Below are 20107 nucleotides of genomic sequence, written 5' to 3'. Positions count from 1 at the left end.
CGGCCGCCGCGGGCCCGGTCCCGCCTCCGGGGGGTGAAGCGGGCGCTCGGAACCGGGACGACGGCGCACAGTACCCTCGGTCGGACTCGAACCGACACTTGTGACCCTTTTAGGGGGCCTGCCTCTACCATTGGGCTACGAGGGCGTGCCCATCATACCGGCCGGGCCGATTGCCCACTTTGGAATGGCTTGGCCGGAAGGGGACAGAAAACGGCCGGGTTCCGTGTGGAACCCGGCCGTTTTCTGTGTATCGGTGCGCGTCAGCTCACGCGACGCAGGCGGCCGTCCTCGATCTGCGGGCGGCTGGCCTCCTCGAAGGCCTGGCGGGGCTCGGCCATCTCCGGGAGCGCGGCGAAGTCGCGGCGCAGGAAGAACGCGAGCGTCCAGTCGGCGAGGACCCGCATCTTGCGGTTGAAGGTCGGCACCGCGAGCAGGTGGTAGGAGCGGTGCGCGTACCAGGCCAGGCGGCCGTTCAGCTTGATCTTGCCGAACAGCTGGGCCGCGCCCTTGTGCACGCCCAGCCCGGCGACGGCGCCGAGGTTGTCGTGCTTGTAGGCCTTGAGCTCGGTACCGCGCAGCGTGGCGATGACGTTGTCGGCGAGCACCGGGGCCTGGCGAACCGCGTTCTGGGCGTTGGGCGGGTAGTAACCGCCCTTGCCGTCGGGCACCTGGGCGTTGTCGCCACCGGCGAAGACGTTGTCGGTGCCGTTGACCGACAGGAACTCGCTGGTGTCGACGTGTCCCTTGGGACCCAGGGGCAGGTCGCTCGCGGCCACGACCGGGCTGGGCTTGACGCCCGCGGTCCACACCAGGGTGCCGGCGTCGAACTCGGCGCCGTCGCTGAGCTTGATGCGCTGGTCGACGGCGGACTCGAGGAAGGTGCTCAGGCGCACGTCGATGTCACGGCGGCGGAGCTGGTTGAGGGCCTTGCCACCGACCTCGGGGCCGACCTCGGGCAGGATCTTGTCCGCGGCCTCGATGAGGTAGAACCTGACCTCGCTCTGCTCGATCGAGGGGTGCACGCGCACGGCGTCGCGGACCATGTCCTCCAGCTCGGCGATGGCCTCGGCGCCGGCGAACCCGCCACCGACGAACACGAAGCTCAGCGCCTTGGCGCGGACGTCCTTGTCATCGGTGGAGTCGGCGATGGCGAGCTGGTTGAGGACGTGGTTGCGCAGGTAGGCCGCCTCTTCGACGGTCTTGATGCCGATGCCCCACTCCGCGAGCCCGGGGATGGGCAGGGTGCGGGAGACCGCGCCCGCCGCCATCACCAGGTAGTCGTAGGCGAGCGTCTGGGTCTCGCCGACGTTGGGCTCGTAACGCACCGTGTTGTCCGCGTGGTCGATGCGCACGACGCGACCGCCCAGGACACGGACCCGGTCGAAGACCTTGCGCAGCGGCACCACGACGTTGCGCGGGGAGATGCTGCCCGCGGCCGCCTCGGGCAGGAACGGTTGGTAGGTCATGTAGGAGTTGGGGTCGATGACGGTGATACGGGCTTCACCGGCCCCGAGCTTCTTCTCCAGCCGCCTCGCGGTGTACATCCCGAGGTAACCGCCGCCGACGATGAGGATGTGCGGGATCTCCGCCTCGTCCCCGCCGCCGTGTACCAGCCGGTAGTTCCTGCTCTCGGTCATCGCATTTCCGCCCTAACGGTTCTTCCTGTGGCGCCCTTGCCTCAAGGGCCGCGAAGTGTGTCACGGTCTTCGGCACCCCCGCCTCCTGCGGCCGGGTCCGCCTCCGAACCGTGGTGTTCCGGTTCCCGACTCCTGTGGAGGCTGCTTGTGCATTCTTTCACAAGCCCCGCCCGCGGAGAAGGTTCACATCCGCCTACCTTCGGACCACACCCTGGCCCGAGCCGCGAACGTTTTCGCAGTTCAGAATAGTTGTGAATGCTTTCACAAGGGTCCGACGGGTGATGCGTCTCACCCGAGGACCCTGGTTGGACCCCCCGAAAGTCCCTCCGGCCGTACCCGGAGTTCCCTGACCGGGAGGTCACGCCGTGCGGGCGGGATCGGACGTCCCCACCCCGCCCGCGCGGATCCCGTCAGGGACCCTCCCCGGCCGCGAGGAGACTCCAGGCGACTCCATCGAGGATGTCGTGCTCGCTCGCGGTGAAGTGGTCGGCGCCCGTACGCGCCAGCACACGGGACAGCACCAGGGAACCGGCCCCGATGACGTCGACCCGACCGGGGTGCATGACCCCGATCTCCGCGCGCTCGGCGTGGGTGGAACCCAGCAGCTCACCGGTGATGCGCTCCAGGTCCGCCGCGGACACGCGCGTGTGGTGGATGCGCTCGGAGTCGTACTCGGACAGGTCCAAGGCGATCCCGGCGATCGTGGTCGCGGTCCCGGCCACGCAGACCACCGAACCGGCCTCGCGCAACGGGACGACCTTCTCCACCTCGTCCAGAGCGGCCTCGATGTCGGCCGTGGCCGCCGCGACCTGCTCGGCGGTCGGCGGGTCCTGGCGCAGGTGCCGCTCGCTCATGCGCACGCACCCGATGTTCACCGACAGGGACTCTCTGACCAGCGCGTCGTCGGCGCCCAGGCCGCCCAGTACGAACTCGGTGGATCCACCGCCGATGTCGACCACCAGGAACGGCGGGGCGAACTCCGTGTTCGCCGCACCGTCGGCCGCCTCCGCGTCCAGCTCGGCCGTGGCGCCCACGAAGGAGAGCTCGGCCTCCTCCAGGCCGGTGACGACCTCGGGTTCCACCCCGATGATCTCGCGGACGCCGTCCACGAACACCTGCCGGTTGCGGGCGTCCCGGGTCGCGCTGGTGGCGACCATGCGGACCGTGTCCGGGCCCGGCTCGATCCCGTGCGCCCGGATCGCCTCCGCGTATCCGCGCAACGCCTCGAAGGTGCGCTCCAGCGCGTCCTCGGAGAACGCACCGGTCTCGTCCACACCCTCGCCCAGACGCACGATCTCCATGCGCCGGTCGGCGTCGACCACCTGGACCTCGTCACCGTCCAGGGCGACGACGTCGGCGATCAACAGCCGGATCGAGTTGGTTCCGCAGTCGATCGCGGCGACACCGCTCATGAGGCGTCCGTCCCTTCCGTGCCCTCGGGGGCGTTCTCGTCCACGCACACACACGGTCCTCGGTCCCACCAGTCCGGCAGTTGCGCCAGGGCCTCGGCGCCGATGGGGTTGGTCCCGGGAGCGGCCAGCTCGTGTCCGACCAGCGCGTGCAGGCACTTGACCCGCGTGGGCATCCCACCGGTGCTCTGCATGCCCTCCGGCAGCGGTTCCACACCGTCCAGGCGGGCCTGCTCGGCGCGTTCGTCGATGTAGGCCTCGTGCGCCTTGGTGTAGGCCTCCCGGAGATCGGGCTCCTCGCCCAGACGCTCCTGCATCCGACGCATCGCGCCGTCGCCCTCGAGCCGCCCGATCACCGCGGCGGCGCGCGGGCATGTCAGGTAGTACAACGTCGGGAAGGGGGTGCCGTCTTCCAGGCGGGGGGCGGTCTTCACCACGTCGGGCAGACCGCAGGGGCAGCGGTGCGCGACGGCACGGACCCCGCGCGGTGCGCGGCCCAACTGGAGTTCGATCGCGGCGAGGTCGCGCTCGGAGGCGGGACCGCCGTCGGTGTGCCCCGGTACGGGCTGATCTGGGGAAGTCATGGCCTCCCCAGCATAGGTGCACGCGACCGGGGGAGCCGCACCCGCTCAGGGTGGTGCCGAGCACCTCCGCTGGTCAGAGAGGCTCGTCCGGCCGGTCGGCCTCCTCCACCGAACGCCACAGCTCGGTGAACCACGGATCGCGTGGTTCGGAGGGGTCGACCTGCTCCTCGTTCTCGGAGTCGGGACGGATGACGATGTAGGCCGTCTCCTCCGGGTACTGGAAGTGCAGCCGGCCGCGGGCCTCACGCTCGACGTAGGCGTCCTCGCCCAGCGCCTCCTCGCGCTCGGTCAGCTCCTCGACGTTGGCCTCCATGCGGGCCCGTTCGTCCTGCAACTGGGAGATCTGAGCGCGCTGCATGACGTACTCGCGCAGCGGATAGGCCAGGCTCAGCGCGATCACGCACACCACGAGGGCGAGGATCGCGGCCCGGCTGGTGAGCATGGGCCGCACCCTGGAGGTGCGGCCCACACTCGTGGCCTTGCCCATGGCCTTGGTCTTCGTGCCCGCTTTGGCGGCAGCGCCCTTGGCCGGCCTGTCGGCTTTGGTCGCCTTACGGGCCTTAGGGGGCGGTTGCTGCGTTTCGCGGGGCACGGGGGCAGACTAGCGGCGAGCGGCGAACCGCGGGAAGGCCGACACGCCCGCGTACACGGCCGCGTCGTCGAGTTCTTCCTCGATCCGCAGCAGCTGGTTGTACTTGGCGACCCGCTCGCTGCGCGCCGGAGCACCGGTCTTGATCTGCCCGGCGTTGGTGGCCACCGCGATGTCGGCGATGGTGGTGTCCTCGGTCTCACCGGAACGGTGGCTGATCATCGCCGTGTAACCGCTGCGCTGGGCGAGGGACACCGCGTCCAGCGTCTCGGTGAGGGTGCCGATCTGGTTGACCTTCACCAGCAGCGAGTTGGCGGTGGCGGACAGGATGCCGCGCTGGAGCCGCTCGGGGTTGGTGACGAACAGGTCGTCGCCGACCAGCTGGACCTTGGTACCGAGCTGCTCGGTGAGCGTCTTCCAGCCGTCCCAGTCCTCCTCGTCGAGGGGGTCCTCGATGGAGATCAGCGGGTAGGCGTCGACGAGCTCCGCGTAGTAGGCCGCCATGTCCTCCGCCGTGCGGGACCGACCCTCGAAGGTGTACACACCGTCGGAGTACAGCTCGCTGGCGGCCACGTCGAGCGCCAGGGCGATGTCGGAGCCGACCTTGTAGCCGGCCTTCTCGATGGCCTCGACGATGAGGTCGAGGGCGGCGCGGTTGCTGTCCAGGTTCGGGGCGAAGCCGCCCTCGTCGCCGACACCGGTGCCCAGGCCGTGGGCCTTGAGGACCGACTTCAGCGCGTGGTAGACCTCGGTGCCCCAGCGGACGGCCTCGGAGAAGGTCGGCGCGCCGATGGGCGCGACCATGAACTCCTGGATGTCGACGTTGCTGTCGGCGTGCGCACCCCCGTTGAGGATGTTCATCATCGGCACGGGCAGCACGTGCGCGTTGGGACCGCCGATGTAGCGGAACAGCGGCAGTCCGGCCTCCTCGGCGGCGGCCTTGGCCACGGCCAGGGAGGTCCCGAGAATGGCGTTGGCGCCGATCCGGGACTTGTCCGGGGTACCGTCCAGGTCGATGAGCGCGCGGTCGATGATGCGCTGCTCGTCCGGGGTGTGCCCGAGCAGCTCGTCGGCGATCTCGTCGTTGACCGCGTTGACGGCCTTGGTCACGCCCTTGCCGCCGTAACGCTCGCCGCCGTCGCGCAGCTCCACGGCCTCGAACCTGCCGGTGGAGGCGCCGCTGGGGACACCGGCGCGGGTGATGGTCCCGTCGTCGAGCAGAACCTCGACCTCGACTGTCGGGTTGCCCCGGGAGTCAAGGATCTCCCGCGCCTGTACTGACTCGATGGACGCCACGATCTCTCCGTCTCTTCGGTGTCTGGGCCCACTCTTATCCGGCCCGCACACGAGCCTAGCGACCCCGGCCCCGAGGAGTGGAGTCCCCCCGGCCGGATTGGTCTAGTCCATACCGGACATGGACGATTCCAGGGCCGCGAAAGCGATCTCGATCGCTCGGGCTCGGTGCATCACGGACCTCCTCCGCGGAGAGCGTCACCGCGATCTCCCGGACACCGCCCGGGCCCATCACGGCACCCGGTCGCGGCGGGCGCGCCCGGTTCGGGGTGGTGTGAGGGGACCCGCCCGGATCGGACCGTTCCCCCCGCCCGATCGGGTCGCCCGCCTATAGTGCGAACTGCGGGCCTCGCCTTCCCCGCGCAGCCGGTAGTGGACCTCGCGTGAACGGTGGGGACGTGACGTGGCCCAAACCCAGAGTGTGACCACGGACGGCGCACTGCGCCCGGTCCGCCGACGGCGGGCCGAACTCGGCCTCCTCCTCGCCTCGCTGGGCGCCACCGCCGCGGCCCTGGCGTCCGCCTCCCTCGCCATCACCGACGGCATCGACCCCAGCGTCCTCACCTACCTCGTGGTGGTCGGCGCCTGCGGCCTGGGCACGCACGTCCTCCTGCGCTTCGTGGCGCCCTACGCCGACCCGATCCTGCTCCCGGTGGCCACGGCCTTGAGCGGCCTGGGCCTCACGATGATCTGGGGACTGCAGATGGCCCGGACCGGCGGTGAGGAGCACGCCGAGGCCGACCGTCAGCTGCTGTGGACCGTGGTCGGGTTGGCGCTGTGCGCGGGCACCCTCCTGCTGGTCCGCAGGCCCCGGCGCCTGACCCTGTACACCTACGTGATCGCCCTGGGCGCACTGGTGTTGCTCCTCCTGCCGCTGTCCCCGCTGGGACACGAGGTACTGGGGGCACGACGGTGGATCATGATCGGGCCGTTCACCATGCAGCCCTCGGAGTTCGCCAAGGTCCTGCTGGTGATCTTCCTCGCCTCCTACCTGGGCCGACAGCGCGAGGTCCTGGCCACGGTGACCCGCACCTTCCGTATCGGCGGGGTGAAGGTGTTCAGCGCCCCCCGGGCCCGGGACCTCGCGCCCATGGGTCTGGGTTGGGGCCTGGCGATCCTGTTGCTCGTGGGCACCCGGGACCTGGGCACCTCGCTGCTGCTGTTCGGCACGTTCCTGGCGGTGCTGTACGCCGCCACGGCGCGCAAGTCCTGGGTCCTCATCGGCCTGGTGGCCTTCGCCGGCGGGGCCTACGTGGCCTATCTGTTGTTCGGGCACGTACAGAACCGGGTCGAGATCTGGCTCAACGCCTTCGACCAGGACGTCTACCACGCCCCCGGCGGCAGCTTCCAGGTCGTGGAGGGCATGATCGCCCTGGCCTACGGAGGGCTGTCGGGCACCGGGTTCCATGACGGCCGGGTCCAGGAGATCTTCGCCGCCGACAGCGACCTCATCCTGGTCTCGGTGGGCGAGAAGCTCGGCCTGACCGGGCTCGTCGCGGTCCTGCTCCTGCTGTTCCTGTTCGCCCAGCGGGCGTTCCGCATCGCGCTCGGCAGCAGGGACGTGTTCCTCAAGCTGACGGCGCTGGGCTACGGGTTCATCACCGCGTTCGACGTGTTCATCGTGCTGGGCGGGGCCACCCTCATCATCCCGCTGACCGGTATGACCACACCGTTCATGTCGGCGGGCGGATCGGCGCTGATGGCCAACTGGGTCATCGTGGGCCTGTTGTTGACCATCAGCGACACCGCCCGCCGACCGCAGGACTCGTTCAGTGAGGGGATGGCGCCGGGTGACCCCGCCACCGAGGTGATCGACGTGCGTTCCCTGCCGGAGGGGGTCCGTCGGGTGCGCTGAGCACCCGGCGGTGGCTCAGGTGAGGAAGGTGATGCACAGTGACGCGACGATGATGCCGAAGAACATCACCACCGCCGAGTAGCCCAGGATCTTGCCGGCCCGCAGCTTGGTCAGGGCCAGCAGCGGCAGCGCCCAGAAGGGCTGGATGCCGTTGGTGAGCTGGTCGCCCATGCCCACCGCCATCACGCCGACACCGGGTTCGATCCCCAGGGACTCGGTGGCGCCGATGACCACCGGCCCCTGCACCGCCCACTGGCCGCCGCCCGAGGGCACCGCGAGGTTGACCAGGCAGGCGCTGATGAGCGCCCAGAACGGGTAGCTGAACGGGGTGGAGAAGTCGATGAACCACTGGGTGATGACCGCCAGCAGCCCCGAACTGTCCATGATCCCCATGATCCCGGCGTAGAAGGGGAACTGGATGATCACGGCGGAGGCGTTCTTGGCCCCCTCCGCGGCGGCGGAGGAGTAGCTCGCCAGGGTTCCGTGCAGGCCCAGACCGGCCATGAGGAACGTGAAGTTGAGCAGGTTGATGTCCATGCCCACGATGCCGTTGCTCAGCAGGGCCGGTAGCAGGTGCACGAGCCCGACGGCGACCACCGCGTAGACGAGGATCCTGCTGTGCATGAGGCGCTGCGCCGGGGACAGGGCGCGTAGCTCCGTCGCGGTGGGCCGACCGGTGCCCCCTCCCCCGCCGAGAGGACTGTCGTCGTCGGTCCGGCCGATCTCCTCGCTCTCCTCGGGCTTGGGGGTCATGCTCATCAGCAGCAGCGGGGCGCCGATGAGCATCACGACGAGGAAGACCAGGTTGAACGGCTGGAAGATGGTCTCGCTCAGCGGGATCAGACCGATCTGATCCTCCAGGAAGTGACCGGGGGTGTTGACCAGCAGCGGCGCCGAACCGGAGAGGCCGCTGTGCCAGACCATGAGACCCGTGTAACCGGCCGCGGCCAGCAACGGGAAGTGCACCTTGATCCCGCGTTCCTTGCAGGACCGGGCCACCTCCACCGCCAACAGCGCGCCCGCGATGAGCCCCAGGCCCCAGTGCACGATGCCCAGCAGGGCCGCGCCCAGAGCGGTGATGGCCACCGCCGACAGCGGCCCTCGGGCGCGGCCGGCGAGCCAGGCGATACCGCGTCGTGCGGGCGGCGAGGAGGCCAGCGCGTAGCCGGTGACCAGCACGAGCGTCATCTGCATACCGAACTCGAGCAGGTTCCAGAACCCGCCGTACCAGTCCCCGACCAGCTCGATCGGGGTGCGGTCGGTCAGGAACAGGGCCATACCGAACACGAGCGCGGACAGGATGATCGCGAAGACGAAGGCGTCCGGCACCCAACGGGTGCTGAACGCCGCGAGGGCGTTGCCGAAACGGCGCATGGTGCTCCACTCTGCGAGGGTCCCGCCCCGGTGACGGAAAGGGGAGGTCACCGGGGGTGGGAACCCGAGGTCGGCAGAACTGTGGTGCACGCCACACTGCGGCGTCAATACTGGTCAGCGAGGTTTGAGGCTATTTGAGGTTACTGGTCGGTCATGGACCAGTACGTCCGCCACTCCTCGGGGCTCAGCTCGCGGGGCACCCGACCGTCGGCGCGCGCCGCGCGCTCCGCGTCCCGGACCCGGGCGTCGAACCTGCGCGCGGCCGCGCGCAGGTCCGTCTCGGGGTCGCGACCCTGGTCGCGCTCGACGGCCACGGCCGCGAACAGCTCACCGCCCTCGGCGCCGTCGTCGACCACGAGGTCACCGGGGACCCCGTTGCGCACCGCGCGCTTTTGCAGTTCGTAGGCGAGCAGGACCGCGGGCTGCGCGAACGGCACCCCGTCCAGCACCGACACCTCGCCGGCACCGCCCTGGGCCTCGGACTTGCGCGCCCGTTCGGCCGCCTTGATGGCCTCCCAGTCGGACCACACCTCGTCGATGCCCGACACCTCGGCCCCGCCGAACACGTGCGGGTGACGGCGGGTCATCTTGTCGATGATGGCGTCGGCGACGTCGTCCACGGTGAAGCGGTCCGGGTCGCCCTCGGGGCGCTCGGCGCCGATCGCCGCGTGGAACACCACCTGGAGCAGCACGTCACCGAGCTCCTCGCGCAACTGCGCGTAGTCGCCGTCCTCGATGGTCTCCAGGGTCTCGTAGGACTCCTGGATGAGGTACTTGGCCAGGGAGGCGTGCGTCTGGGAACCGTCCCAGGGGCACTCTCGACGCAGCTTCTCCATCACCTCGACCAGGCGCAGCATCCGGTGCCCGGGGGCGGGTCCGGTTCCCTCACCGGGGGTCTCGGTCTCGTCGATCATCTAGTCCTCGCTCATGTGCCGGTCCGGGGCGGGGATCCAACCGCCCGCGCGCAGGGCGTGCATCACCGCGGCCACCGATTCGGCCGGGTCGGCGTCCACGGTGTCGACCACCAGATCGGCGTCGGTCGGTGTCTCGTAGGGGTCGGAGATCCCGGTGAACTCGGGGATCGCGCCGGTACGGGCCTGGGCGTACAGACCCTTGCGGTCACGCGACTCGCACACCTCCAACGGGGTGGCCACGTGCACCAGGAAGAAGTCACCGAACTCCTCCACCATGGCCCGCACCTCCGCGCGCCCCGCCTCGTACGGGGCGATCGGCGCGCACACGGCCACACCGCCGTGGCGGGTGATCTCCGAGGCCACGTAGCCGATCCTGCGGATGTTGAGCTCCCGGTCCTGCCGGGAGAAGGTCAGCCCCTTGGAGAGCATGCGCCGCACCACGTCACCGTCGAGCAGCGTCACCGAACGCCCCGCCCGGCGGATGCCGTCGCACACGCCCCGGGCGATGGTGGACTTGCCCGACCCGGACAGTCCGGTGAACAGCAGCGTGATGCCGCGCTCGGTACGGGCCGGCCGCAACCGGGCCAACTCGGCGCCGACCCGGGCCGGGGTGAACCACGCGGGCAGGTCGCGCCCATGGGCCAGTTCGGACTCGACCTCGGCGTCGGCGGGCTCGGCCAGGGCGCGACGCGGGTCCACGTGGGTGAACGGCATCCACAGCGTCTCGATGGGGTCGTACCGCCACGGCTCGGGATCCAGGACGGTGAGCGGCGGCCGCAGGGCCATCACGCGCTCGGTCTCGGGGCCACTTCCCCCGGCCTCCGCGAGCATGTGGGTGGCCCCGTAGGACGCGGCCACGTGTGCGGCCAGGGCGGTGTCCCGCTCGTTCCACACGCCGCCGACCGCACCGGCGGCGCGCGACGCGGACCGGGGCAGGGTGAGGACCACGAACGAGCTGCGGGGTGGAAGGAGCGGTTCGGCCGCCAGCACCGCCGGCGCCAACCCCTCCTCCTCCAGAGGCGCGTCGACCACCACCAGCACCTCGACACGCTCGCCGCCGCGCGCCAAGGCATCGGCCTCGGCCCGGATCTGGTGCAGTGCCCGGTGGTGCAGGGGTCGGTCGGTGACCACCGCCAGCAACGACCGCCCCTCGACCCCTCCCAGGCCGCTCTGCGCCCGTACCTGGGCCGGGGTGGCGCGCAGCTCGCGCAGCACCCCGTACGTGGCGGGACGCAGCATCGTCACGTCACCGGCCAGGTGGTGGGTACCCCCGTCCGCCCAGTGTTCACGGACGGCCAGCGACGCCAGGGGCGCGCCCTCCAGGTCGGTGAGCGTGAGCGTCCTCTCCCCCGCCAGCGCCTCGGGGACCTCCAGGGTGACCGGAACCGGCCAGGGCCGACCGTCGGGCAGACGCCCGCTCCGGGAGACCGACTCCGCCTCCTCCCGGGTCATGAACCCCGGGAACGGGTACGCCCCGCTGAGGATGAGCTCCAGGTGGGCGAGCCCGTCCGGACCAGGAGCGAAGACCGGGGCGTCCCGACGGTCGGTGTCCCCCACCGAGCCGGCGCTCCCCCGTCTGTGGACACTCACCACGCACGTTCCTCCCTCTGCCATGGCCACGATCCCCACCAGCGTAGACCGCCCCTCGCCTTCGGCAGGGCGCTGAGGTGCTGGAACCGGGAAGAGCCCGAGGTCACGCGGTGTTGCCACCAGGAAGAGACGGAAGACGACGCATGCGCGCACCCGACCCGCGCGCGGGCGACGAACTGGATAAGCTGGAGGGGAACGGGTGGTGCACACCCACCCCATCCAAGGCCGCCCGGCTCACGTGCGGCCCGATCGTGCCCGGACGGATCCCCTCAGGGGACCCGTGGCCGTGACCGTCTCCGCCACCGCACGTACCGCAGGACGCGACGCCTGAACCGGACCACTTCACTCTCTGGTGCTATGAGCCTCATTGGACTTCTCGCCGACGTCTCCCGCGACCCGGCACTGCACAGCGCGATCGAGACCGCCCGAAGCGGCCGCGATCCCCACCTCGACCTCGTCGCCCCGGCGGCCCTGCGCCCCTTCATGGTGGGCGCCCTGGCCGCCGACGCGCCCGTGGGCGCCGCACGTCCGGTGCTCGCCGTCACCGCCACCGAACGTGAGGCCGCCGACCTGACCGACGCCCTGGGCTCACTGCTGCCCCCGGAGTCGGTCGCGCTCTTCCCCGCGTGGGAGACGCTCCCGCACGAACGCCTCTCGCCCCGGTCCGACACCGTGGGTCGGCGCCTGGCCGTGCTGCGGCGCCTGGCCCACCCGGACCCCGCGGATCCGCTCACCACACCGCTCCGGGTGGTGGTGGCACCGATCCGCAGCGTCCTGCAACCCTTGGTGGCGGGCCTGGGCGACCTCGAACCGGTCCGGATCCGGCCCGGTGACGAGGTGGCCCTGGAGGACGTCGTCACCGCCCTCACCAACACCGGCTACGCGCGCGTCGACCTGGTGGAGAAGCGCGGCGACATGGCCGTGCGCGGCGGCATCCTCGACGTCTTCCCGCCCACCGACGAACACCCGCTGCGGCTGGAGTTCTGGGGCGACACCGTCGAGGACATCCGGTACTTCCAGGTGGCCGACCAGCGCTCCATCTCACCCGACGAGGAGGGCGCGGGACCGGGCAGCGCCGCCTCCGGGCTGTTCGCCCCGCCCTGCCGGGAACTGCTGCTGACCGACACGGTCCGCGAGCGCGCCCGTGCCCTCGCCGAGGAGCACCCCTCCCTCGCGGAGATCCTCACCAAGATCGCCGACGGCGTGGCCGTGGAGGGCATGGAGGCGTTCGCGCCGGTGCTCGCCGACCGCATGGAACCGTTCTTCACCTACCTGCCGAAGAACGCCATGGTGGTGGGCTGCGACCCCGAGCGCATCCGCACCCGTGCCCTGGAGCTGGAGGCCACGAGCGCCGAGTTCCTGGACGCCTCCTGGATCAACGCCGCCTCGGGCGGCGAGGCCCCCATCGACCTGGGCGGGTCCGCGTACCTGTCCATCTCCGACCTGCGCGCCGTCAGCGGCGACCTCGGGCTGCCCTGGTGGGGTCTGACCCCCTTCAGCGCCGGTGAGGAACGCGTGGCCGAGGAGGACGACGCCGTGGTCGTGGGGGCGGTGCCCGCCGACTCCTACCGCGGCGACACCGAGCGCGCCCTGGCCGACATCAAGGGCTGGCTGCACGACAACTGGAGCGTCGTGCTGGTCACCCAGGGGCACGGCCCCGCCGAACGCCTCGTGGCGATGCTGCGCGACGCCGGGCTCGGCGCCAGCCTGACCGCCGACCTCGTCGAGGCGCCGAAGGAGGCCGTGGCCACCGTCACCACCGGCCTGGTCGACCATGGTTTCCTGCTGCGGTCGGTGCGGACGGTGGTGCTCACCGAGACCGACCTGGTGGGACAGAAGTCCTCGACCCGGGACATGCGGCGCATGCCCAGTCGTCGCAAGGGCACCGTGGACCCACTGCAGCTCAAGCCCGGCGATCACGTGGTGCACGAGCAGCACGGTGTGGGCCGCTACCTGGAGATGGTCAGCCGCCAGGTGCAGGGCGCCACCCGCGAGTACCTGCTCATCGAGTACGCGCCCTCCAAGCGCGGCCAACCCGGTGACCGCCTGTTCGTACCGACCGAGCAGCTGGGCGAGGTCACGCGTTACGTGGGCGGTGAGGCCCCCACCCTGTCCAAGATGGGCGGCGCCGAGTGGAGCAAGGCCAAGAGCCGTGCCCGCAAGGTCGTCCGGGAGATCGCCGGCGACCTCATCCGCCTGTACTCGGCCCGGCAGGCCTCCCCCGGACACGCCTTCGGCACGGACACGCCCTGGCAGCGCGAACTGGAGGACGCCTTCCCGTACGTGGAGACGCCCGACCAGTTGGCCGCCATCGACGAGGTCAAGAAGGACATGGCCCGTTCGGTGCCGATGGACCGACTGATCTGCGGCGACGTGGGCTACGGAAAGACCGAGGTCGCGGTGCGCGCCGCGTTCAAGGCGGTGCAGGACGGCAAGCAGGTCGCCGTGCTGGTGCCCACCACGCTGTTGGTCCAGCAGCACATGTCGACCTTCACCGAGCGGTACGCCTCCTTCCCCGTCACGGTCAAGCCGATGTCGCGGTTCCAGACCGAGGGCGAGGTCGAGGTCACCCGTGAGGGGCTGCGCACCGGTGAGGTGGACGTGGTCATCGGCACGCACCGGTTGCTGTCCCAGGAGACCCGGTTCAAGGACCTGGGTCTGGTCATCATCGACGAGGAGCAGCGCTTCGGTGTCGAGCACAAGGAGTCCCTGAAGCGGCTGCGCACCCAGGTGGACGTGCTGGCGATGTCGGCCACGCCGATCCCGCGCACCCTGGAGATGGGCATGACGGGCATCCGCGAGATGACCACCATCCTCACCCCGCCGGAGGAGCGGCACCCGGTGCTCACCTTCGTGGGGCCCTACGAGGACAAGCAGATCACCGCGGCGATCCGGCGTGAACTGATGCGCGAGGGTCAGGTGTTCTTCGTGCACAACCGGGTGGCGTCCATCGACAAGGTGGCCGCCTCCATCCAACGCCTGGTCCCCGAGGCCCGCGTGGCCTTCGCGCACGGGCAGATGAACGAGCAGCAGCTCGAACGGGTCATGGTGGACTTCTGGGAGAAGAACTTCGACGTGCTGGTCTCCACGACCATCGTCGAGTCCGGCCTGGACGTGCCCAACGCCAACACCCTCATCATCGACCGCGCCGACACCTACGGGCTGTCCCAGCTGCACCAGCTGCGCGGCCGTGTGGGACGCGGCCGGGAACGCGCCTACGCGTACTTCCTGTACCCGCCGGAGAAGCCGCTCACCGAGACCGCCTACGAACGGCTGGCGACGGTCGCCCAGCACACCGAGACGGGCGCGGGCATGTACGTGGCGATGAAGGACCTGGAGATCCGCGGCGCCGGCAACATCCTGGGCGCCGAACAGTCCGGGACCATCGCCGGTGTGGGCTTCGACCTGTACGTGCGGATGGTCGGCGAGGCCGTCGCCGAGCTCAAGGGCGACCCGGACGCCGTGGAGGAGGTGGAGACCAAGGTCGAGCTGCCCATCAACGCGCACATCCCGCACGACTACGTGCCGGGCGAGCGTCTGCGCCTGCAGTCCTACAAGCGCATCGCGAGCGTGACCGACGAGGCCGACATCCTCGCCGCCTACGAGGAGCTCACCGACCGGTTCGGCACCCCGCCGCAGCCGGTGGACAACCTCATGGCGGTGGCCCGGTTCCGGGTGCTGGCCAAGTCCGCGGGGTTGGCCGACGTGGTCATGCAGGGCAACCAGATCCGGTTCTCGCCGGTGGAGCTGCGCGAGTCCCAGGAGCTGCGGCTGCGTCGTATGTACCCCAAGTCGCTGCACAAGGAGACCGCCAAGACCCTCCTGGTGCCGGTTCCCAAGGCCGGGGGCATCGGTGGCAAGCCACTCCGCGACCTGGAACTGCTCAAGTGGTGCAGTGACCTGGTGAACGCCATCTTCGAGCCCGACAAGCGGCGCGGCGCACATCGTGCGCCCCCGCCGCCGTGTTCAGCCCCGGCCTCGCGAGGCCGCGATGATGTCGTCCAACAGGTCACAGGTGTCCGGGGCGGGGTCGAGGGTCTTGTGCCATCCTCGCAACGGCAGCATCGGAGTGGCGGCCCGGACCCCCCGCACCAGGGCGGCGAACGTGTCGGCGTGCTCGGTGTCGGCCAGAAGTTCGGCCGCTTCACGGAGCCAGGGCCCCGGCCCCTGACGCTCCCAGAGGTTCCGGATCTGCACCATCAGGGGCCCGGCGTCCCCGGTCATTCGGAGCAGGTGCCCGCCCGAGAGCGTGGCGGCGCTCACGAACGTGTGGTGGTGCCGGTAGCCACGGAAGGCGCCCGGACTCGGTCGACGGGCCTCTTGGTCCATCCTCTCGGTCACCTCCGCCGGCACCTCCCCGCGACGCTCCGCGTCCAGAACGACCTCCAGTGAGGCGGAGGTGAGGGCGTTCGCCCGTTGGAGCCGGCGCACGACCGAGGGTTCGGGACGCTCGCCGGTGTACCGGTACAACTGCGCGAGGGCGGCTCCGGCGGCCCTCGTTCTGTCTCTCTCCTCGGCGGTGTCCCCGGAGGGGGCCGCCATGTCCAGCAGTGGTGCGGCCACGTCCCGCAGCCGGTCGAGCACCGCCTCGACCACGACGCGGTGCTCGACCAGGAAGGGCCCCACCCGCTCCCAGTCCTCGTCACCGGCGCGGACCGCCAGGGTGTCCAAGGGTGCTCGGTCTCCCGCCGTCGCGGCCAACGCCGCCGCGTACCGCAGGCGCCGGTCGAGGGCGAGCGTGGGATCTGCGGCGTGGGACGACAGCACGGAGGCGGCGTCCTTCCCCGCGGGGCCCAGGGACACCACCAGACGGAGGCAGGACGCGCATCCGGTCGCACCGGGCGGCACCAGCGCGGCCGCCCACGGGGCGACCCGGTCCCCCCAGCCGTCGAGAAGCCCGTGGATCAGGTCGGCGGCGTACCGAACGGGGTGGTCTGCCCCTTCGGCCTCCCGCAGCCGACGCACCACCTCACGGGCGAGCTCGGCGTCGAAGGGCAGGTCGCTCCACCAGTCCGCCACCGGTGTGGCGCCGATGCGCGAGGCTCGCAGGAACCCCGTGCGCCACCGGGGGTCACCGATCCGGATCAGGGCCCGTACGGCGTGCTCCCAGAGCGGTCCGGGTCCCGCGTCGACCACCCGGACCAACCGGTCGGCGTAAGCACAGGCCAGCTCGGGGACGGCGCACACCACGCTCAGCAATCGATCGACACGTTCGGGGTCGGATGTCTCCAGCACGGTGCCGAGCAGGCCCGCGAGGCCGGGACGGGAACGCGGGTGCCGGTCGTACAGCAGCGGCACGACGGACCATGGTTCCTCGCCACGGTCCATGAGCCGCCGCAGGACGTCCAGGTGGAGTTCGGGATCCGTGCGCATGGCCAGGGCTTCGACGCACGGATCACGCGACTCCCAGAACCACTCGGGGGTCAGGTGCCCGGCCGGATCACCCCAGGACTCGACCAGGGCCCGGGTGGCCGACGCGTTCCAGGGCAGTCCCTTCCACGCCGTCACCCACATCGCACCTGTACGGACCACCTCCGGTTCGCGGTCACTCAGGTACGCGGTGACCCATGAGGGGTCATCGGGGGCGACCAGGACGGCAGCCGTGAGCGCGTCTCGACGTAGGAGTGGTTCGTTCCGTTCCTCGGCCAGGACGCCGCGCAGGGCTGTCGCGAGGCGGTCGGGAGCGTCCCCGAGGGCGCGAACGTCGGCGGGCACACGTGGCCAGGGGCTGTCGGGTGTGCGCCCCACGGGATCCTCGAGCCCGGGTGGCACGAGATCGACGTCGGGCACCGTGAAGGTTCCGTAGGACGCGGTCAGGTCCGTCCCCGAGACGGTGACGCCCCGCATGATCAGTCCCAGGTTGCCGGCGCAGGCCACGACCCATTCCAGGACCGGGGCGGTCGTGTGCCGCACCAGTGCGGTGACGGTGTCGATCCGCGCCAAGAGGGCGGCGCGCAACTCGGCGGAAGGATGGTTGATCTGGGATCCCGTGAGCGTATGAAGGATCTCGGCGGCCTCCTCCGCGAGGACAGGGTCGGGATCCTCGACCAGCCTCGACAGAAAGGGCAGGCACGGCGCGGCGAACCGCGTGTGCGGAGGATCCGCCTCATAGGTCCACGACTCGATGAGCAGCTCGTACAGACTCGCCGACGCGGGGCGGGCGACCTCCGGGTCGGGGGATGTCATCCGGGTCAGCAGTTCGGCGGGCTCGGCCTCCTGGTGGGGGTGACCGAACCGCTCCCAGTCCACCTCGTGGAGGCCGTCCAGGGCGGGGTGCGGCATGGGGGTCTCTTCGTCGTTCGGGGCACGGGGCACGCCGGGACGCGGGGCCTACCGGTCTCAGTCGCGCCGGTCGAGTTCCTCGGGAGACGCCTCGTAGGTGATGCCGTACATCTCCTCCTCGGACATCTCCTCTTCCTCACCGCCGTTGCGCCACCAGGACCGCGCCTCCTTCTCCTCGCGGCGCTGTGCCCGCAGCTCCCGACGGGCCTCCTTGCGCGCCCGCTTCTCCTCGGTGCGGTCCGCACGACGATCGCGGCGGACCTTCCGCAGCTCGGCACGGCGCTCGCTGATGGTGAGCTCGGTGTCCTCCGGGGCCTCGGACTCCTCCTCCCGGGGCCGCAGCGGCGTGACCGTCGCCAGACCCTTGCCGCTGGGCACGTCCGCGGGCAGCTCCACCACGGGAGCGGTGGGTTCGGGGGCCCGCTCGGCCTTGGTCTCCTCCCGGCGTGCGACCACCGCGCGGTTCTGCTTGCGCGTGTACCACCAGTTGGCGATCCACGCCGCGACGGCCGCGGCCACCCCCACCTCCAGGGCCGCCACCAACCCCACCTGCCACGCGGAGGGCCCCACGTCGGTCAGGCGTTGCGCACCCAGGGAACCCCCGGCGAAACCGGCCAGGGCCGCGCACAGGATCCCCGTGGTCACTCCACAGACGAACCCCCACAGTGGCGCCGCCTCGCCCACCACGTCCGGGGCGTTGCGCTGGGTCAGGATCCCGCCGAGGGTCCCCGCCACGAACGGCACCGCCAAGGCCGCCAACGACAGCATCGGTGCCGCGCCGTTGGCCGGTAGGGCCGCGAGCATCGGCAGCGCGGGCAGCGCCCCCACCGAGATCCCCGTCGGCGCCACCAACGTCCCCGTGCCCACGGCGAACCCCGGACCGAGGGCGTAACAGACAGCGAAGACCACCGCGTTCGGCAGGTACGCCAACTGGACGATCAGCAATAGTGCCCCGCCCACCGCTCCGGGGGCGAGGGTCCGGGTGATCTCCAGGACCTCGTCGAAGCTCATGGCCAGCGCCACCAGGAACAACAGCAGTCCACCGGCCAGGAGGGTGCCCGCGGACACCAACATGCCTACCAGGAGAGAACGCGTGCGGCCCGGCATGAGGTCGAGCAGGTCGCCGACGGCCACACCCTTGTCGCGCATGAGCTGGCGCAGCACCCCCAGTCCGCCGGCCACGAACGCGATCACGAAACCCGTGAGCAGGGCACGCGGCATGCTCGGCTCGACCGCGTCGGTGTGCGCGAGCAGGGCGAGCGTGCCGGCGATCGCCGCGTAGGGGCCGGCGATGGCCAGGGCCGCCCGGTACACGTGGCGCAGCCGCTCGATCTCGCAGGTGCGGGCCAGCCACCGCCCGAACCGGTACAGCAGCAGGCCGGGCAGAAGCACCAGCCCCATCGGCAGCAGGCTGATCTGCCCCTCCGGTATGGCGAAGGAGACGTGGTGGCCCACCAACCAGGCCAGGACCGCGCCCCGCAGCAGGTCGGCGATGTCCTCACCGAAGGTGTCGTGGGGGGCGGCCACCCAGCCGATCATGGTGAACGTGACGATCACCGCCAACCCGATACCGGCGGCCGAGGCGGCGGCGATCCCGCCGGTGGAGTAGACCGGGCGGGGCGTGCCCAGTGCCATGGGGGCTGCGGGCGCGGCATCGGCCTTCGGTGCGCGTCCTCGGTCGGGGGGTGATCCTGGCGTACTCACCCGACTTATGCTGCCAGGGACCGGAATGCTCCGTGGTATCCCGGCCTCGCGTGTCGTGTCCGCGTCGCCCGTCACGGTCCGGCCCGGAGTGCCGGGATCGGAACGGGGAAGGATCGAGATACGTCGTAAGATGACGCACCCGCTCCCCCGTGAAGGACCGCCATGTCTGAGCTCGAACCCGACCGTCGCTACCGGCTGTCCGACCACGAACGCGACGACGCGTTGGAGCGTCTGCGCACCGCGTTGTCGGAGGGGCGACTCGACCTGGACGAGCACGAACGCCGTTCCGACGCGGCCCTGCGCGCGGTCGACAACACCGACCTGGTCCCCCTCTTCGACGACCTGCCGCGGGCGCTTCGACCCGCGTCCGTGACGGCGACGGAGGAACCGACCGTTCCCACGAAGCGGCGGGGCGAGGGCGAGAAGCCCGAGAGGAAGGAGAAGGACCAGGGGGTCAACGTCGGCGGCCTACTGGGGTGGGGAGGGTTCCTCCTCCTGGTGTGGGGTGTGCCCAGTTTCATGAGCGGCAGCTTCTACCCCATCGCGATCTTCCTGGGCTTCTTCTGCCTCATGGTGCTCGGCCCGCTGGCCGGACGGCTGATCGCCCACCGCAACCGATCACGTGAGGACCCGCCCGGGCGGATCGAGGAGTGAGGCCCGAGAGCACGAACGGCTCCGCCCCACCGACCGGACGAACCGGTGGCGGGGCGGAGCCGTTGTCGAACGAGCGCTCTTAGAAGAGGTCGCGGACCAACTGAGCGGTCTCGGTCGGCGTCTTGCCGACCTTGACGCCGGCGGCCTCCAGGGCCTCCTTCTTGGCGGCGGCCGTGCCGGAGGAGCCGGAGACGATGGCGCCGGCGTGGCCCATGGTCTTGC

12 protein-coding genes, 1 tRNA gene and 1 pseudogene are annotated in these 20107 nt (G+C 70.8%); 3 read left to right on the top strand and 11 right to left on the bottom strand.

Annotation, left to right across the window (positions count from 1 at the left end; translation table 11 throughout):
- Positions 1-71 precede the first annotated feature (71 nt).
- The 6 genes from DSY14_RS15680 to eno form a co-directional block, all read right to left on the bottom strand.
- Positions 72-145 (bottom strand) — tRNA-Leu (locus tag DSY14_RS15680).
- A gap of 115 nt (positions 146-260) precedes the next feature.
- Entirely contained in the window at positions 261-1637 is a 1377-nt protein-coding gene (locus tag DSY14_RS15675) for an NAD(P)/FAD-dependent oxidoreductase (protein WP_211717306.1), read from the bottom strand.
- Positions 1638-2047: 410 nt separating this feature from the next.
- Positions 2048-3049 (bottom strand): Ppx/GppA phosphatase family protein, encoded by a 1002-nt coding sequence (locus DSY14_RS15670; protein ID WP_211717305.1) that lies wholly within the window; start codon positions 3047-3049, stop codon positions 2048-2050.
- A complete protein-coding gene (locus DSY14_RS15665; protein ID WP_211717304.1) occupies positions 3046-3630 on the bottom strand; it encodes a DUF501 domain-containing protein in 585 nt (194 codons plus the stop codon). The genes DSY14_RS15670 and DSY14_RS15665 overlap by 4 nt, the downstream gene beginning before the upstream one ends.
- A gap of 73 nt (positions 3631-3703) precedes the next feature.
- The gene (locus DSY14_RS15660) at positions 3704-4072 is read right to left on the bottom strand and encodes a septum formation initiator family protein (protein ID WP_211717317.1); all 369 of its coding nucleotides are present in this window, start codon (positions 4070-4072) and stop codon (positions 3704-3706) included.
- Positions 4073-4231: 159 nt separating this feature from the next.
- Positions 4232-5515: a phosphopyruvate hydratase gene (eno, locus tag DSY14_RS15655; RefSeq protein ID WP_211717303.1), complete on the bottom strand. Its 1284-nt coding sequence runs from the start codon at positions 5513-5515 to the stop codon at positions 4232-4234.
- 400 nt (positions 5516-5915) lie between these two features.
- Here eno and DSY14_RS15650 point away from each other — a divergent pair, with 400 nt between their 5' ends.
- Positions 5916-7367 carry an FtsW/RodA/SpoVE family cell cycle protein gene (locus tag DSY14_RS15650; protein ID WP_211717302.1) on the top strand — a complete coding sequence of 484 codons (1452 nt, stop codon included), beginning with the start codon at positions 5916-5918 and terminating at the stop codon, positions 7365-7367.
- Positions 7368-7382: 15 nt separating this feature from the next.
- Here the strand turns inward: DSY14_RS15650 and DSY14_RS15645 are convergent, their stop codons facing one another.
- From DSY14_RS15645 to cysC, 3 genes are all read right to left on the bottom strand, one after another.
- The gene (locus tag DSY14_RS15645; protein WP_211717301.1) at positions 7383-8741 is read right to left on the bottom strand and encodes a short-chain fatty acid transporter; all 1359 of its coding nucleotides are present in this window, start codon (positions 8739-8741) and stop codon (positions 7383-7385) included.
- Between the two features lie 140 nt (positions 8742-8881).
- Positions 8882-9655, bottom strand: a complete 774-nt coding sequence (locus tag DSY14_RS15640; RefSeq protein ID WP_249187960.1) for a MazG family protein — start codon at positions 9653-9655, stop codon at positions 8882-8884.
- A complete protein-coding gene (gene cysC, locus DSY14_RS15635; protein ID WP_211717300.1) occupies positions 9656-11248 on the bottom strand; it encodes an adenylyl-sulfate kinase in 1593 nt (530 codons plus the stop codon).
- Positions 11249-11602: 354 nt separating this feature from the next.
- Here cysC and mfd point away from each other — a divergent pair, with 354 nt between their 5' ends.
- Complete coding sequence (mfd, locus tag DSY14_RS15630; RefSeq protein ID WP_249187958.1) at positions 11603-15637, top strand: transcription-repair coupling factor; 4035 nt, start codon at positions 11603-11605, stop codon at positions 15635-15637.
- A gap of 1947 nt (positions 15638-17584) precedes the next feature.
- On the opposite strand, the gene DSY14_RS15620 is transcribed toward mfd, so the two are convergent.
- The gene (locus DSY14_RS15620) at positions 17585-19162 is read right to left on the bottom strand and encodes a DUF6350 family protein (RefSeq protein WP_211717298.1); all 1578 of its coding nucleotides are present in this window, start codon (positions 19160-19162) and stop codon (positions 17585-17587) included.
- A gap of 231 nt (positions 19163-19393) precedes the next feature.
- On the opposite strand from DSY14_RS15620, the gene DSY14_RS15615 reads away from it, so the two are divergent.
- Entirely contained in the window at positions 19394-19885 is a 492-nt protein-coding gene (locus DSY14_RS15615) for a DUF1707 domain-containing protein (RefSeq protein WP_211717297.1), read from the top strand.
- 79 nt (positions 19886-19964) lie between these two features.
- Here the strand turns inward: DSY14_RS15615 and DSY14_RS28775 are convergent.
- Positions 19965-20107, bottom strand: a pseudogene (locus DSY14_RS28775) (succinate--CoA ligase subunit alpha); the annotation flags it as partial.

Origin of the sequence: Nocardiopsis sp. MG754419 (assembly GCF_018207095.1) — a bacterium.
GTDB lineage: Bacteria > Actinomycetota > Actinomycetes > Streptosporangiales > Streptosporangiaceae > Nocardiopsis.
Note: the sequence above shows the minus strand (reverse complement) of the source record. Positions and strands in the feature narration are given on the sequence as shown.